At 63.3% G+C, this 15448-nt stretch carries 12 protein-coding genes and 1 tRNA gene; 5 read left to right on the top strand and 8 right to left on the bottom strand.

The features are described from left to right. The first annotated feature begins 9 nt into the window (after positions 1-9). Positions 10-1020 carry a class 1 fructose-bisphosphatase gene (locus BVH73_RS13325; protein WP_079419406.1) on the top strand — a complete coding sequence of 337 codons (1011 nt, stop codon included), beginning with the start codon at positions 10-12 and terminating at the stop codon, positions 1018-1020. A 44-nt stretch (positions 1021-1064) separates the two neighbouring features. Beyond that, positions 1065-1140, top strand: a tRNA-Thr gene (locus BVH73_RS13320). A gap of 142 nt (positions 1141-1282) precedes the next feature. On the opposite strand, the gene BVH73_RS13315 is transcribed toward BVH73_RS13320, so the two are convergent. Beyond that, a complete protein-coding gene (locus BVH73_RS13315; protein WP_079419404.1) occupies positions 1283-2401 on the bottom strand; it encodes a zinc-binding alcohol dehydrogenase family protein in 1119 nt (372 codons plus the stop codon). A 152-nt stretch (positions 2402-2553) separates the two neighbouring features. Here BVH73_RS13315 and BVH73_RS13310 point away from each other — a divergent pair, with 152 nt between their 5' ends. Then, on the top strand, positions 2554-3498 hold the full coding sequence (locus tag BVH73_RS13310; RefSeq protein WP_079419403.1) for an AraC family transcriptional regulator: 945 nt from the start codon (positions 2554-2556) through the stop codon (positions 3496-3498). 217 nt (positions 3499-3715) lie between these two features. Here the strand turns inward: BVH73_RS13310 and BVH73_RS13305 are convergent, their stop codons facing one another. The 3 genes from BVH73_RS13305 to BVH73_RS13290 form a co-directional block, all read right to left on the bottom strand. Beyond that, on the bottom strand, positions 3716-5314 hold the full coding sequence (locus BVH73_RS13305; RefSeq protein ID WP_079419401.1) for a methyl-accepting chemotaxis protein: 1599 nt from the start codon (positions 5312-5314) through the stop codon (positions 3716-3718). Between the two features lie 338 nt (positions 5315-5652). Continuing rightward, positions 5653-6741, bottom strand: a complete 1089-nt coding sequence (locus tag BVH73_RS13300) for an IS5 family transposase (protein ID WP_079419399.1) — start codon at positions 6739-6741, stop codon at positions 5653-5655. A gap of 432 nt (positions 6742-7173) precedes the next feature. Further along, positions 7174-9546, bottom strand: coding sequence for a UvrD-helicase domain-containing protein (locus BVH73_RS13290; RefSeq protein WP_079419395.1), 2373 nt, complete (start codon positions 9544-9546; stop codon positions 7174-7176). Positions 9547-9691: 145 nt separating this feature from the next. Here BVH73_RS13290 and BVH73_RS13285 point away from each other — a divergent pair, with 145 nt between their 5' ends. Both BVH73_RS13285 and BVH73_RS13280 read left to right on the top strand, forming a co-directional pair. After that, a complete protein-coding gene (locus BVH73_RS13285) occupies positions 9692-10669 on the top strand; it encodes a GMP reductase (protein WP_079419393.1) in 978 nt (325 codons plus the stop codon). 55 nt (positions 10670-10724) lie between these two features. Continuing rightward, the gene (locus BVH73_RS13280; RefSeq protein ID WP_079419391.1) at positions 10725-11939 is read left to right on the top strand and encodes a YbfB/YjiJ family MFS transporter; all 1215 of its coding nucleotides are present in this window, start codon (positions 10725-10727) and stop codon (positions 11937-11939) included. 9 nt (positions 11940-11948) lie between these two features. Here the strand turns inward: BVH73_RS13280 and rfaD are convergent, their stop codons facing one another. Genes rfaD through BVH73_RS13260 form a run of 4 tightly spaced genes read right to left on the bottom strand, consistent with a single transcriptional unit; the run spans position 11949 to position 15355 of the window. Further along, on the bottom strand, positions 11949-12950 hold the full coding sequence (rfaD, locus tag BVH73_RS13275; RefSeq protein ID WP_079419389.1) for an ADP-glyceromanno-heptose 6-epimerase: 1002 nt from the start codon (positions 12948-12950) through the stop codon (positions 11949-11951). Continuing rightward, positions 12947-13876, bottom strand: coding sequence for a D-glycero-beta-D-manno-heptose-7-phosphate kinase (rfaE1, locus tag BVH73_RS13270; RefSeq protein WP_079419387.1), 930 nt, complete (start codon positions 13874-13876; stop codon positions 12947-12949). The genes rfaD and rfaE1 overlap by 4 nt, the downstream gene beginning before the upstream one ends. Then, entirely contained in the window at positions 13873-15045 is a 1173-nt protein-coding gene (gene lapB, locus BVH73_RS13265; RefSeq protein WP_079419385.1) for a lipopolysaccharide assembly protein LapB, read from the bottom strand. Before lapB ends, rfaE1 begins: the two co-directional genes overlap by 4 nt. After that, positions 15035-15355, bottom strand: a complete 321-nt coding sequence (locus BVH73_RS13260; RefSeq protein WP_079419383.1) for a lipopolysaccharide assembly protein LapA domain-containing protein — start codon at positions 15353-15355, stop codon at positions 15035-15037. The genes lapB and BVH73_RS13260 overlap by 11 nt, the downstream gene beginning before the upstream one ends. Positions 15356-15448 lie beyond the last annotated feature (93 nt).

Here is a 15448-nt window from a genome sequence, read left to right as displayed (position 1 = left end):
GACTCCCCCATGACCCAATCCGTCAACCTCACCCGCTACCTCGTTGAACAGGAGCGCGAGCATGGCGCCATCACCCCGCATCTGCGCCTGCTCGTCGAAGTCGTCGCGCGTGCCTGCAAGCGCATCAGCATTGCCGTGAACAAAGGCGCCCTGGGCGATGTGCTCGGCTCCGCCGGCACCGGCAACGTGCAGGGCGAAGTGCAGAAAAAGCTCGACGTCATCGCCAACGACGTGCTGATCCACGCCAACGAGTGGGGCGGACACCTGGCTGCCATGGCCTCGGAAGAAATGGACACCGTGTTCCCGGTCTCGGAACACTACCCGCGCGGCGAGTACCTGCTGCTGTTCGACCCGCTCGACGGCTCCTCCAACATCGACGTCGACGTCACCATCGGCACCATTTTTTCCGTGCTGCAGTTGCCAGGCAACGTCGGTGAAGTCAGCGAAGCGCATTTTCTTCAGGCTGGCGCCCGGCAGGTTGCCGCGGGTTACTGCGTGTATGGCCCGCAAACCCAGCTCGTCCTCACCGTGGGCCATGGCGTGGCCGTCTTCACCCTCGATCGCGAGCAGGGCAGCTTCGTGCTCACGCAGGACGGCCTGAAGATTCCCGCCAGCACCAGCGAGTTCTCCATCAATATGTCGAACCTGCGTCACTGGGCGCCTCCAGTGAAGCGCTACATCGACGAATGCCTGCAAGGCAAGGACGGCCCGCGCGGACGCGACTTCAACATGCGCTGGGTGGGCAGCATGGTGGCCGACGTGCATCGCATTCTCATGCGTGGCGGCGTGTTCCTCTATCCGTGGGACCAGCGCGAGCCGAACAAACCCGGCAAGCTGCGTCTGCTGTACGAAGCCAATCCCATGAGCTTGCTGGTGGAACAGGCCGGCGGCGCGGCAACGAATGGCAAGCAGCGCATTCTCGACATCGCGCCCTCTTCTCTGCACGAGCGTTGCAGCGTGATGCTCGGATCAAGCGAAGAAGTTGAGCTGCTGCAGCGCTACCACGCCGAATCCGCCTGAAGACGAAGATCAGGCCGCGCCATTGGTATAGAATCGCTGGCTTCGCCGGTGTAGCTCAGTTGGTAGAGCAGCGCATTCGTAATGCGAAGGTCGAGGGTTCGACTCCTTTCACCGGCACCAATATAAGCAAAGTAAATCAATGATTTATGGAGAAAGCTCGACCTCACCAGTCGAGCTTTTTTTCGTTCAGAATGCCCTTTTATGGGGGTCGATTCCCACTGCGAATCACCTGAGTTGCTCTTGACGGAGAAGATCTGGACTTTCAGAGCGATACGACAACCTTGCTGGCCGAAACACCACGACGAAGTAAAGCCAGCGCTTCTGGAAGCGCTTCGAGCGAATGCCCCACTACGAGTGGTTTGGGTGCTGGGACCAAACGTCCGCTCGCCAGAGCTGGGCCGAGAAATTCATTGAAGATCTGCTTGCCAAGCGTGCCCTTCATCAGCGCGGTCCCCCAGATCGCTCGAGTGGCAACCCCTCTGACGCGCGCTCGGATCGCCAACCCCAGAAAGCCAGCGGCCAGTTGCGGCAAGCGCGTCAACTTCCAGAAGAACTGCCTGGTCAACGGCGCATCGTTGATCGGCAGCGGAGAACTCGCCATCGAGACCATTCGCTGGCCTCGGCAACGGCTCATGACGTCGATGCATGAGGCGCCGGAGCCCACCGCAATAGCCAACGCACCCGCCATGTCTCGGTCGGCGAGGTGCTTCGCCATGGTCACGACGACATCCGTATCGTTGTAGTCGAACACATAGCTGGCGCCGAGTCCTCTGACGTAGTCAAAGTTCTTTGGCGAAGCTGTCGTCACGACCTCGTAGCCCGCCGCTACAGCGAGCTGGATGGCCGCGCTCCCGACACAGGTCGACCCACCCCAAATGAGCACGGTCTTGCCGGTCGGCTCAGACCGCTGCACGGAAGGTGCGCGCAGGCCAAGTTGATCGTCGAGGAACAGCCCACATGCTGCTGTGGCGATGGCCAACGGCAGTACCGCCGCCCGTTCGAAGCTTATCGAGTCCGGCAGTTCCGTCGCAGCCTCTTGCCGCAGGATCACGTACTTCTGAAAAGCACCCTCGACCGACCGGTTGGCGATCTTGTCGATGCCCAGCGCCAGCCCTAAAACCCGGTCACCCGGCTTGAAACGGGACACCGATGCTCCGACCACGACGACCTCGCCGGCCACGTCCGATCCGAGGATCGCGGGATAGCTCACCCAAGGCGTGACCATGCTGCCCAGCGTCTGGACGATGCCGTCAAAAGAATTCAATGCGATTGCACGATTGCGAACCAGAATTTCTCCTGCACCAGGCCGAGGCATTGGTGCCTCGGACACGCTAAGCGGCTGGCCCTTGGCATTGATCCAGGCGGCTTGGTTTAAAGACATCAGGTTTCTCCATGTAACGGGCGGATTGACGTCTGGGTCTGTGGATCTCGACATCCACGGACGCCTGCGTCAGTGGAATCACTGTAAGGATTAAGAGTGGGATGATCCATAATGATTCGTTCCATATACATATTCGATCGTTCTAAATTTCGATGGATCCGCTTTCAGAGGTCATTCGACAGTCCAGACCTCGCAGCATCACGGTCGGGGCGACGGACGTCGGCGGAGACGTCGCCATCCAGTTCCCAGCGCATGAGGGCGCTTTCCTCTATTGCGTGGAGTCCGGTACTTGCTGGCTGCAAGTGCAGGGCGATGCCGAGGGCATCCATATGCACGCTGGCGATTGCTTCATGCTGCCGAGCGGTCGCCCCTTCGTGATGGCCAGCGACCTGGCCCTGCCACCGGTCGATGCCGCGGCCGTCTTCGACGGTCGGCCGAACGGCTCGGTCGCGGCCTACAACGGAGGCGGCCGATGCATGATGTTTGCCGCCCACTTCGAGTTCGATGGCGGATTTTCACGCTTTCTGTTCAGCGAGCTGGACACCGTAGTGCGGGTCAAGGAACCTGAGGCCAGGGCGACCCTGCGAGAGGCGATCGATCAGATGATCGACGAGCTCCAACGGGGTCGGCCTGGCTGCGAAGTCGTCGTCGACCATCTGGCACACATCGCACTTGTCAAGATATTGCGGTTTCACTTAGCCGAGGTTGCCCATGCGCGGCCTGGGTGGCTGTACGCGCTCGCCGACTCGCGGATGGGCGCGGCGATTTCCGCGATGCACGACGCACCGTCCCAGCGATGGACGGTAGCGTCGCTTGCCGGCGTCAGCGCCATGTCCCGCACCGCTTTCGCCACACGTTTCAAGACGACCGTCGGCCATGCGCCGATGGACTACCTGACTAAGTTGCGCATGCTCATCGCCGCCAAGCGACTAGCAGAACCTCGGGCACGAGTGTCAGTCGTGGCCCGGGAGCTAGGCTACGAATCGGAAAGCTCTTTCAGCGCAGCGTTCAAGAGAGCCATGGGGCTGTCACCACGGCGCTACACAGAAAGCGCCGGGCGCCATGCGCAAACGACAGAAGGTCAGATGTCTGTTTAGAAAAATAACGGGTCATACCCCAAAGCATGCGATGAAATTTCCATGAATACATCGTATTCACGCGTCTTTCGCAGTTTTATGTTTCACACTTGCCATGCAAAAGCCGAGGGAGCGACGCCTCTCACCGGCACCGGCACCACAAGGCAAGCCCGCCGCATTCCAGCGCAAGTCGACATGTGCCTACTGTTCCAAGCAGGATCATGTCGGCGTCCTTCTTTCAGAACCGCACGAATCCCTCTGCCGAAGCCAGTCTGGCTCCGACGCGAACCGGCGACGGACTGTGCCTGGCGCTGGGCTTCGACGCATGCCCATTCGGCTCCGCGTCGTTCAGCTTGAACTGATTCACCGCATCCTGAAGTTGCTGCGCCTGGGCATTCATCTCCTCGGCCGTTGCCGCCAGTTCTTCGGAAGCCGATGCGTTTTGCTGCGTCACCCCCGAGAGCTGGGAGACCGCCTGATTGATCTGCTGGATGCCGGTGGACTGTTCCTCGGACGCAGCCTTGATCTCCTGTACCAGATCGGATGTTTTCGCAATGGCCGGCACCACCTGTTCCAGCAGACGGCCCGCCGTTTCGGCCTGTCCCACGGAGGAAGACGCCAGATCGCCGATCTCCTTGGCGGCAGCCTGGCTTTTCTCCGCCAGCTTGCGCACCTCTGCGGCAACCACGGCGAAGCCCTTGCCGTGAGCACCGGCACGCGCCGCCTCGATAGCCGCGTTGAGCGCCAGCATATTGGTCTGATAGGCAATGTCGTCGACCACGGAGATGCGCTCGGCGATGCTCTTCATGGCTGAAACCGTGGCTTGAACCGCCGTGCCTCCTTGCTGCGCCTGCTGGGTGGCTTGTTGCGCCATGGAGTCGGTCAAACGGGCGTTGTCGGCGTTCTGGCTTATCGAGGCGGCCGACTGCTCCAGCGTCGCGGAGGTTTCCTCGATCGAGGCCGCCTGCTCGGAGGTCGCCTGGGCCAGGCTTTGCGAGGTGGCGGAGACTTGGGTCGAAGCCGAAGAAAGCAGATCGGCCGCGGATCGAACGGAATGGAGTGTTGCCGTCAGCCGCCCGACCATGCCCGACATCGCGTCCAGCAGCTGACCGGTTTCATCGCGGGTCGTCGCTCCGATCTGCACCGTGAGGTCACCCGCGGCCACCCGCCTGGCGACGGTAACCGCCGTTCCGAGAGGGCGGGTGATGGATCGGGTCAGCGCAAAGCCAAACACCATGGCGAGAACCATCGCAAAAATCGCCGCGCCAAGAGACGAATCGAGTGCAAGGCCGTAGGCAGAGTCAGCCTGCTGCGTGGCAACGCCGAAAAGCCCGACAAAGTGATCATCCAGCAGGCGCAGATCCGACCGGACCGCGTCTTCATCGGGTCTGACCTTCTGTCTGAAGACGCCCATGGCATCGCCATTCGTCGACTGCGTGGTAGCGCAGAACTGCATGGCCTGATCAAACGTCTGCAACCGGGTGGCGGTCTGCGCCAAGAGTTGTCGGCTCCTGTCGCTTCGAACTTCGCCGCTCAGCTTCTGCAGATCGGCCTGGGCGGCCTGCTCGCTGGTTTGAATCTTGTTCTGGATCTGCGTGCGCTCTGCAGCATCCTGGGTCAGAAGCAAATCCCTGCAGTCGGATGCCATCTGAATGGCTGCTGACCGGATCTCGCTCACACTGTGCGCTTGCGGCCAGGCTGTTCGGGTGGCCTCGTCAGTGGCGCGTTTCATCGACTGCACACTCCATACGGCGATGGCCGCAAGAGCGATCAACAGAGCCACCATCGTGCCAAAGCCTATCCCTAGGCGCGTGCCTATCTTGAAGTTTTGAAACATTGCTCCCCCCGAAGCCGTTGATATGAATGGACAGCTCACGACGTGAGCAATGTCACTTGCATGCTCAGCGGGCTCGATGCCGAGGCCCGCTGAGAGCTCAACGACTCCAATGAGCGACACTTCAATCTCTAAACGTAACCGATGTAAACAATAAATTTACATTTGTCGGCGTTCTGGGGAAGGCTTAACAGGCCGTTGAAAAAGTGCTCATTGAAAGGGCCACGGGTGCTGATTTCGAAGAAACGAGTCGCCTCGATGCATCAGCGCAGCGATTGCGACGGTCATTGCGCCCTGTTTGCAGGCCATGCTGCCCCTTTCGGGCGCACCTATCCCACGGCTTACGCATGATGCGCGTCCCACCATCCACCGATGCTGCCCATTCGCACCATGTTGTAGGTGGCAAAGCACAGCAGCGCCTGGCCCGTGAGCTTGACTTGGCCTATCAGTTTGGTCTTGGCAAGACCGCCCACCGTCTTGATCCAGCCAAAGGCCTCCTCAATGCGCTTGCGCACCTTCAGGCTGGTCTTGTAGCCTTCGTGCCGTTTGATGCGGCCGTCCACCGCCGAATGCTTGTCCTTGGCCGCCACGTGGGGCGTGACCTTGCGTTTGCGGCAACCCTTGCTAAAGGCCTTACTGTCGTAGCCTTTGTCGGCCCCGACCGTGGCCCGCTTGTTCTTGTTGCCCCGGCGATTGAGCATCGCCAGCGCCGCCTCGCGCTCGGCGGTGCCACTGGCATGGGTGATCTGGACATCCACGATCAGCCCGTTGCGGTTCTCCATGAGGATATGCCCCATGTGGCACAAGCGGGACTTGTCGCCCTGGCTCTTCTTGAACAGGCGGGCATCGGCGTCCGTGGTGCTCTCGTGGGTGTCGTTGCAGCGCTCCTGCCCTTTGAAGTCCACCTCGGGGTTGCGTCCGGGCGGCGTGTCGCTGTCATCGTCTTTGCGCTTGAAGCTCTTGTGCGAGGCCCAGGCCTCAATCAGCGTGCCGTCCACGCTGAAGTGCTCATCGCTGGCGAGCTTGCCCCACTGGGCGCTGAGCTTGACGCGCTCGAAGAAGGCACGGGCAAGGTCTTCGTTGAACAGGCGTTCGCGGTTGGCGCTGAAGGTGGAGTGGTCCCAGACCTTGTCCTCGATATTCAGGCCAACAAACCAGCGGTACAGCAGGTTGTAGTTGATGGCCTCGACCAACTGGCGCTCGCTGCGGATGGAGAACAGGATCTGCAGCAGCAGGGCCTTGAGCAGCATCTCCGGCGGCACCGAGGGTCGACCCCGGCGGGCATACACCGCTTCGAACTCGCCGGTCATCGTCGCCAGCAGCGCATCAACCACGGCGCGCAGCTTGCGCAGCGGGTGTGCCTGCGGCACTCGTTCTTCAAGGCTGATGTAGCTGAACATCGCCCCCTGAAAGTCTTGGTTGCCTCTCATCTTCCTCGACTGGGTTGTTCTCGGATGCCTTCAGATCGTAGCGGTGGACGCAGGCGCCAGCGGGGGATTTTTCAACGGCCTGTTAAAGCAACGCGGAGTAGGTTTCCGCGATGGCGGGCGCAAGCGGCTTGTCGGCGTGGTCCTATTGATCCGGCACGTTGCAGTTTGAAACGGCACCCCACCCCAACCCTCCCCACAAGTGGAGAGGGAGCCAACACGCCTCCCTCACAGTGTGGAGGAGGTTGGAAGGGGCTTACGCGGATCGCGCGCAGCGCAGTTTTCTCCTCCCCCACGCCGTGGGGGAGGTTGGGAGGGCTTACGCAGATCGCGCGCAGCGCAGTCTTCTCCTCCCCCACGCCGTGGGGGAGGTTGGGAGGGGGAGACGCTTGCATGGCGAGGCCCATTGTCCCGTTCATCCCTCTCCAGGCCGGATCAATCGTTCACCGGCGTGAGTTTGGCGATGTTCAGCGCGAGCCATTTGGTGCCGTGGCGGTTGAACCGGACCTGGGCGCGGGCCTCGTCTCCGGCGCCTTCCAGACTCAGCACCACGCCTTCGCCGAACTTGTTGTGAAACACAGACTGCCCGGAACGCAGTCCATGCGCGCGCGTACCCGTCTGGGGCATGCTCGAACTGTCTGCAACCGACGGCGTGGCGTTCGCTGTCAGCCGCGTCTGTCCGCCCCTGGAGGTCGGCGAATTGAAGGCGGGCACCGCTGTTTTCGGGGCATAGCTCCAGTTGCTGTGCTGATCGACCCCGAAGCCGCCACCAAACCCCGGTTGCCTGGCGCTGATCCATTTGAGGGACTCGACCGGCAGTTCATCGAAGAACCGGCTGCGCAGGTTGTAACGCGTCTGGCCGTGGAGCATGCGGGTCTGGGCCAGGCTGAGGTAGAGCCGTTTGCGCGCTCGGGTGATGGCCACATACATCAGGCGGCGCTCTTCTTCGACGCCGTCGGCTTCGCTCAGCGCATTCTCGTGCGGGAACAAACCTTCTTCCAGGCCGGTGATGAACACGGCGTCGAACTCCAGTCCCTTGGCCGCGTGGACGGTCATCATCTGAATGGCGTCCTGCCCGTTCTGCGCCTGGTTGTCGCCGGCTTCGAGCGCAGCGTGGGTGAGAAAGGCGGTCAGCGGCGAGAGGGTTTCGCCCGTGGCGGGGTCGATGCCGTCGATGGCCGCAAGGCTGTCGGACGCAGCGCCCGCCGCTTCTGCGCTCAGGGCCTGGCGCTGCTGCGCCGTCGCTTGCAGACCAAAGCCTTCCTGAGTGACGAAGGCGGCAGCGGCGTTGACCAGTTCTTCCAGGTTTTCCAGCCGCTCCTGCCCTTCGCGTTCCTCGCGGTAATGCGCGTTGAGGCCGCTGGCTTCAAGGACATGCCGAACGAGATCGGGCAGGCTCATGGCCGCGGTCTGAAAGCGCATCTGCGCCACCAGATCGAGAAAGGCCTGCAGACTGGCCGCACCGCGCCCCCCGAGAGCATCCACGGCTTCGCTCAATGGCGTGGCGCGCAGGCGGGCGGCGTCCTGCAACTGTTCCAGGGTGCGCGCCCCGATGCCGCGCGCGGGGAAGTTGACGACGCGCAGGAAAGCGGTGTCGTCCTGCGGGTTGTCGAGCAAGCGCAGGTAGGCCAGCGCATGCTTGACTTCGGCGCGTTCGAAAAACCGCAGCCCGCCATACACGCGATAAGGTAGCCCGGCATTGAACAGCGCCCCTTCGATGACCCGCGACAGTGCGTTGGCGCGATACAGCACGGCGATCTCGCTGGGCGTCAGTCCATCCCGCAACAACTGCCGGATTTCCTCGATCAGCCACTGGGCTTCGGCATAGTCGCTCGGCGCCTCGAACACCCTGATCGGCTCACCCGCGCCGGACTCCGTGCGCAGGTTTTTGCCCAGGCGCCGCGTATTGTTCGCGATCAGGGTATTGGCCGTATCGAGGATGTGGCCATGCGAGCGGTAGTTGCGTTCGAGCTTGATGAAATGACGCACATGGAACTCGCGCTGGTAATCATCCATATTGCCGGCGTGCGCCCCGCGGAAGGCATAGATGCTCTGATCGTCATCGCCCACGGCGAACACGCAGGCGGCGTGCGCATCCTCCGGTCCGGCAAGCAGTTTGAGCCACTGGTACTGCAGGCGATTGGTGTCCTGGAACTCGTCCACCAGGATGTGGCGGAAGCGCTGACGGTAATGCGAGCGGATTGGCGCGTTATCGCGCAGGATCTCGTAGGAGCGCAGCAGCAGCTCCGCAAAATCGGCCACGCCGTCGCGGGTGCATTGCGCCTCATAGGCCAGATAGATCTCGGCCAGTTGCCGGCTTTGCTGATCGCGCGCCTCCACGTCGCCCGGACGCAGGCCCTGCTCCTTGGCGCCGTTGATGAACCATTGCACCTGCTTGGGCGGATGGCGCTCCTCGTCCACATTCAGCCCTTTGAGCAGCCGCTTGATACTGGCGAGCTGATCCTGGATGTCGAGAATCTGGAAAGTCTGGGGCAACCCGGCCTCGCGCCAGTGCGCCCGCAGAAATCGGTTGCACAGCCCGTGGAAAGTCCCGATCCACATCCCCCTCACCGGAATGGGAAGCTGGGCAGACAGCCGCGCCATCATCTCCTTCGCCGCCTTGTTGGTGAAGGTCACGGCCAGAATGCCAGCGGGCGAGACCTGCCCGGTGGAAATCAGCCAGGCAATGCGCGTGGTGAGCACCCGCGTTTTTCCGCTTCCGGCGCCAGCGAGGATCAGGGCATTCTCAGCAGGCAGGGTGACAGCGGCGTGCTGCTCGGGATTGAGTTGTTGGATGAGGGCAGACATGGACGGATTTTAGGGCGCGGGGGTCGAATGTCCCCTGCCTCGGTCCGATCCCCCCCGGGGCCTAGAATGAATCACCGGGCCGCAAATGTCTTGCCGCCCGGTTTTTTGTGCGCGCCGCAAATGTGCGCCCCTTCTGGAGACCGTGATGCACATCTTCGACTACGACAACATTCTGCTGTTGCCGCGCAAGTGCCGGGTGGAGAGCCGCAGCCAATGCGATCCGTCAACCGAGTTTGGCGGGCGGCGCTTTCGTCTGCCGGTGGTGCCCGCCAATATGAAGACCGTGGTGGATGCGAACGTCTGCCGGTGGCTGGCGGCCAACGACTACTTTTATGTGATGCACCGCTTTGATGTCGACGTCGCGGCCTTCGCCCGCCAGATGCGCGATGCCGGTTTATTCGTCTCCATTTCGCTGGGCGTCAAGGCGGATGACAAGGCGCTCATCGACCAACTCGCCGCCGAGGGCACGGGTGCCGATTACATCACCATCGACATCGCCCACGGCCACGCCGACAGCGTGCAGCGCATGATCGCGCACATCAAGCACAAGCTGCCGCAAGCCTTCGTCGTCGCCGGCAATATCGGCACGCCCGAGGCGGTGATCGATCTCGAAGCCTGGGGCGCCGATGCCACCAAAGTAGGCATAGGCCCGGGCAAGGTGTGCATCACCCGCATGAAAACCGGCTTCGGTACGGGCGGGTGGCAACTCTCGGCGCTGAAGTGGTGCGCGCGGGTGGCGACCAAACCCATCATCGCCGACGGGGGCATCCGCGAACATGGCGACATCGCCAAGAGCGTGCGCTTCGGGGCCAGCATGGTCATGATCGGCTCCATGCTGGCAGGACATGAGGAGTCGCCCGGACAGACCGTGGAAGTCAACGGCCAGTTGTTCAAGGAGTATTACGGCAGCGCCTCCGAATTCAACAAGGGCACCTACCGCAACGTCGAGGGCAAGCGCATTCTGGAGCCGCTGAAGGGCCGCCTAGCCGATACGCTGCGCGAAATGGAGGAGGATCTGCAGAGCTCCATTTCCTACGCAGGCGGCCTCACGCTCGCCGACATCCGCAAGGTCAACTACATCATCCTCGGGCAGAACAATGCGGGCGAGCATGTGCTGATGTAAGCCAGCGGCAGGGCGCGCGCTCTAGCATGCACGGCTGATCCTCCTGCGACGATTCATGTCCATCACACCCCACACTCCAGGCCAGGCCAGCGCGGGTCAACGCCTGCGTGTCTTGTTCGCAGGCATCTGCGCGCTCGTTCTCACCGTCGGCCTGGCGCGCTTCGCCTACACGCCCATGCTGCCCATCATGCACCGCGAGGCCGGTCTCACCGACCTCGCTGCGGGATGGCTGGCCACGTTCAACTACGCGGGCTACATCACCGGCGCGATCGTCGCCGCCTCGGTGGGCAGCCTGCCGCAGAAATTCGTGATGTACCGGTTGGGGTTGGTCCTCGCGGTCGTGACCACGGCCGCACTGGGCTTCACCGACAACACCGCGGCCTGGGCGGTGCTGCGCTTTCTCTCGGGCCTGTCGAGCACGGCAGGGTTGCTGCTGGCTTCGGGCCTGGCACTGAACTGGCTGATTCGTCACGGCCATCGGCCCGAGCTGGGGCTGCATTTCACCGGGCTCGGACTGGGCATCGTGATCTCCGGGCTGGCCGTGGGCGCCATGATGACCCACCTGACCTGGGCGCAGCAATGGATGGGCCTGGGGTTGCTCGGCCTGGTGTTTTTCGTGCCCGCCTGGCGCTGGCTGCCGCCGCCCGCAGCGCCCATGCCAACGTCGTCCAGCGTCGCTCATGGCACGGTCGCCCCGCCGCCGCGCCGCTGGATGGCCTTGCTGATCGCCGTCTACTTCTGTGCCGGCTTCGGCTACGTGATCAGCGCCACCTTCATCGTCGCGATTCTCGACAAACTGCCCCTGCTCGCCAGCAGGGGCGGATGGGTCTGGGTCATCGTCGGCGTCGCCGCCGCACCCTCGAGCTTTCTCTGGGATCGCGTGGCGCGCAGCATGGGCGACACCCCCGCGCTGCTGCTGGCCTTCGGCTTGCAGACGGTGTCCATCGTCCTGCCCGTGGCGACGACCGACACGGCCCTGAACCTCCTCAGCGCCGTGCTGTATGGCGGTACTTTCGTGGGCATCGTCAGCCTCACGCTGACCTTGATCGGCCGACATTTTCCCGACAACCCTGCCAAGGCCATGGCCCGCCTGACCCTGAGCTACGGCGTGGCCCAGATCATCGCGCCGGCGATGGCCGGTTCGATGGCGGCGCACACGGGAAACTACCGCGGCGCGCTGGAAGTCACGGCAGCCGTCATGATCGCGGGCATGGTGCTATTGGGGGCGATGCTGCGCGACGCGCGAAAGACAGCCACAGCCAGGCCTTAGTGCAACGCCTTAGGGCTGCCCTGCCGCGGCGCTCAAGGCGCGCACATACGCGGCCGTGCCCTCTTCCACCGTGGCGAAGTGGTGGGTGCAGCCCGCTGCCCGCAAATGACTGAGGTCGGCCTGGGTGTGGCACTGGTATTTGCCCACCAGCGCATCGGGGAACGGGATGTAGGCAATCTCGCCCGATTCCACCAATTCCGCCAGGCCCAGGGCCGCACGGCCGGTCTCCAGGCGCAAGGTGTTGACCACGGCGCACGCCACATCGTTGAACGGCTGGGCGCGGCCCGAACCCAGATTGAAGATGCCGCTTTTGCCGGGGTGATCGAAGAACCAGAGGTTGACGGCGACGACGTCGTCGATCCAGACGAAATCGCGCTCCTGCAAACCGGGGCCGTAGCCTTGATATTCACCGAACAGCTTGACCTGGCCGTGTTCGCGGTACTGGTTGAAGTGATGAAAGGCCACGGACGCCATGCGTCCCTTGTGCTGTTCGCGCGGCCCATAGACGTTGAAATAGCGGAAGCCCGCGATCTGCGTGGTGGCGTGGGGCAGAACGCGCCGCACCACCTGATCGAACAGCAGCTTGGAATAGCCGTAGACGTTGAGCGGGCGCTCGAACTCGGGCGACTCGCGAAACACGCTGCTGGCGCCATAGGTGGCGGCGCTGGAGGCATAGAGCAATCGCACCCCCTGCTTCTGGCCGGCGTCAAGCAAGGTCTTGCTCGCGCGGTAGTTGTTGTCGAGCATGTAGCGGCCATCGTGTTCCATCGTGTCGGAACAGGCGCCCTCGTGAAACACGGCCTCGACCTTGCCGTAGTGGCCGTTGGCGAATCGCTCGAAAAACACCGTCTTGTCGATGTAATCGCAGATCTGCAGGTCGACCAGGTTGTGGAACTTGTCGCCGCGGGTCAGGTTGTCCACCGCGATCACGTCCGTGATGCCGCGCGCGTTGAGTCCTTTGACGATGTTGCTGCCGATGAATCCGGCCGCGCCGGTGACGATGACTCTCATGCCTGCCCCCAGAGTTCCTTCGGCGTCACGCTGGCGGTGCCCAGCTTGCCGACCACGATGCCGGCCGCGCGGTTGGCCGTGCGCACGGCGTCTTCCATGGAAAGCCCCGCGCCGAGCATCACCGCCACCGTGGCAATCACGGTGTCGCCCGCACCCGAGACGTCGTACACCTCTTTGGCCTCGGTCGGAATGTGCAGTTCGCCCGCCTCGGTGTAGAGGCTCATGCCTTCTTCCGATCGCGTCAGCAGCAGCGCCTTGAGACTGAGTTTCCGGCGCAGCCCCTGGGCCCGCGCGGTGAGATCGTCTTCGCTGCCCCAGTCGCCCACCACTTGCGCGAGTTCGGCGCGGTTGGGCGTCAGCAGGGTGGCGCCGGCGTAGCGGCTGTAGTCGCGCCCCTTGGGATCGACCAGAATGGTCTTGCCCTGGGTACGCGCCAGATTCATCATCTGATCGAGGTGTTCCAGGCCGCCCTTGCCGTAGTCGGACAGCAGCACCACGTCGTGGAAGGCCAACTCCTGTTCGTAGCGTTCCATCATCGCTGCGAGCACCTCATGGTCGGGCTTCTGCTCGAAGTCCAGGCGGATGAGTTGCTGCTGGCGGGACACCACCCTGAGCTTGACCGTGGTCTTGAGCGTAGGGTCCTGCCGCATGGCGTTGCGGATGGGGGTGTCGACCAGCAGGGTGATCAGCTTGCGGCCCGGCTCGTCGGCGCCGACCACGGAAAGCAAGGTGGCCTGCGCACCGAGCACGGCAGCATTGAGCGCGACGTTGGCGGCGCCGCCCACGCGGTCTTCATCGCGCTGCACGCGCACCACAGGCACCGGCGCTTCCGGAGAAATGCGATCGACGGCGCCGAACCAGTACCGGTCGAGCATGACGTCGCCCACGATGAGGACGCGGGATTGAGCGAGTTGTTCAGCGTTCATGATCCAAGAAGGGAGAGTTCCTCCAGGCGACGCGGCGGGTAAGTCTCCCAGCCCTGACAGCCTGGACAGTGCCAGAAGTATTGCCGCGCCTCGAACCCGCATGCCGCACAGCGATAGCGCTGACGGCTGCGCAAGGCATTGTCCACCGCGCCCTGCATGGCCGTTGCCACCTCGGGCACCAGGGCACCGGGCGTGGGATGTTCGAGCACGCGCTTGAGCGCCAGTAGGCTGCGATGCGACTGCAGGTAGCCCTGGGCACAGCGCGCCCGGGATGCCGGATCCGGGTCGAGCAGCAGCACGGCGTCGAGCAGGTCGATGGCTGGCGTCTGCTCCAGCCGCTGACGCAACCACGCCAGCCCCTCCTGCACCTGCCCGAGTTGCTGGCGGAGCTGCGCGATCTGCACCGCGGCCAGGGCGACGAATTCGGGCTGGACCAGATCGATGGACTCCAGGCTCTGCAGGGCCAGCGCCAAATCGCCCCGTTGCTGCGCCCACTGCGCCCGCAACATCCTGGGGCGAACGCCCTGGGGCGATGCCTGCAGGGCCGCGTCCAGTGCCTGCTGGGCATCGGGTTCACGTCCAGCCGCCTGATGCTGCGCCGCCAGCTCGCACCAGTACTGCGCGATCTGACGCTGATAGGTTCCGGTGGCGCGCAGCTCGAGTTCGCCGGCACGGGCGATGGCCTTGTTCCAGTCCTGCGTGCGCTCGCTGATCTGCAGCAGCGACGTCAGGGCCTGCGAGGCATAGACGCTGCGTCGCAGGTCTTCATAGGCGGTCTCGGCGCGGTCGAGCAGCCCGGCCTTGAAAAAGTCCTGAGCCAGAGCGAGCTGGGCGCGCTCACGCGCCTCGCGCGGCAGATCGGCCCGGGCCAGCAGATTCTGATGCACCCGGACCGCACGCTCGTACTCGCCGCGGCGGCGAAACAGATTGCCCAGCGCGAAATGCAGATCAACGGTATCGGGGTCGGCCGTCATGGCTTCGATGAAGGCGTCGATCGCCTTGTCCTGCTGTTCGTTGAGCAGGTGATTGAGGCCGCGGTAGTAGGCCTGAGGCGCATCGCGTCGCAGGGCGCGCTCCTTGCCCACCTGCCTCAAATCCACCCGCGACGCCAGCCACCCCAGCGCGAACATCAAGGGCAGGACGAGCAGCCACCAGAGATCAAACTCCATCGATGGGCCTGTCGATCGGATGCTGCGGGAAGTCCGTCTGCGCCGTCGGGGTGGCGACTGCTGCCGTCGGCGCCGCTTCGCCGTTGCGCGCCACCTTGCCGCGCCTGCGATGCCGCAACCACGACGGCAGCAGCGCCAGTACGCCCAGCACGGCGCCCAAGACAAAAACCACCAGCAGGAGCACGATCATGGGCGTGCGCCACTCGGTGCCGAACAGCAGGTGCAGCGTGACCGGCTCCAGATTGTTCAGCGCCAGGCCGAACAGGAGCAGGAAGACGATCAGCCGCAAAAACCAGCTCAGGATGCGCATGAAAACGGATTCGAAACGGGGAATCCGTCAAGCATATTGCATTCCCTCTCGCGGCACCCTCAGATGCCGTGAAAAACGCCGGGTGGACAATAG

The sequence above is a fragment of the Thiomonas intermedia genome (assembly GCF_002028405.1).
GTDB lineage: Bacteria > Pseudomonadota > Gammaproteobacteria > Burkholderiales > Burkholderiaceae_C > Thiomonas > Thiomonas intermedia.
The sequence above is the reverse complement of the archived record's forward strand: the minus strand, read 5'-3'. Positions and strand labels throughout refer to the sequence as shown.

Bases quoted from the DNA above. Each gene is read 5' to 3' on its own strand.
- BVH73_RS13325 (WP_079419406.1), top strand. From the start codon at position 10: ATGACCCAATCCGTCAACCTCACCCGCTACCTCGTTGAACAGGAGCGC.
- BVH73_RS13315 (WP_079419404.1), bottom strand. From the start codon at position 2,401: ATGTCTTTAAACCAAGCCGCCTGGATCAATGCCAAGGGCCAGCCGCTT.
- BVH73_RS13310 (WP_079419403.1), top strand. From the start codon at position 2,554: ATGGATCCGCTTTCAGAGGTCATTCGACAGTCCAGACCTCGCAGCATC.
- BVH73_RS13305 (WP_079419401.1), bottom strand. From the start codon at position 5,314: ATGTTTCAAAACTTCAAGATAGGCACGCGCCTAGGGATAGGCTTTGGC.
- BVH73_RS13300 (WP_079419399.1), bottom strand. From the start codon at position 6,741: ATGAGAGGCAACCAAGACTTTCAGGGGGCGATGTTCAGCTACATCAGC.
- BVH73_RS13290 (WP_079419395.1), bottom strand. From the start codon at position 9,546: ATGTCTGCCCTCATCCAACAACTCAATCCCGAGCAGCACGCCGCTGTC.
- BVH73_RS13285 (WP_079419393.1), top strand. From the start codon at position 9,692: ATGCACATCTTCGACTACGACAACATTCTGCTGTTGCCGCGCAAGTGC.
- BVH73_RS13280 (WP_079419391.1), top strand. From the start codon at position 10,725: ATGTCCATCACACCCCACACTCCAGGCCAGGCCAGCGCGGGTCAACGC.
- rfaD (WP_079419389.1), bottom strand. From the start codon at position 12,950: ATGAGAGTCATCGTCACCGGCGCGGCCGGATTCATCGGCAGCAACATC.
- rfaE1 (WP_079419387.1), bottom strand. From the start codon at position 13,876: ATGAACGCTGAACAACTCGCTCAATCCCGCGTCCTCATCGTGGGCGAC.
- lapB (WP_079419385.1), bottom strand. From the start codon at position 15,045: ATGGAGTTTGATCTCTGGTGGCTGCTCGTCCTGCCCTTGATGTTCGCG.
- BVH73_RS13260 (WP_079419383.1), bottom strand. From the start codon at position 15,355: ATGCGCATCCTGAGCTGGTTTTTGCGGCTGATCGTCTTCCTGCTCCTG.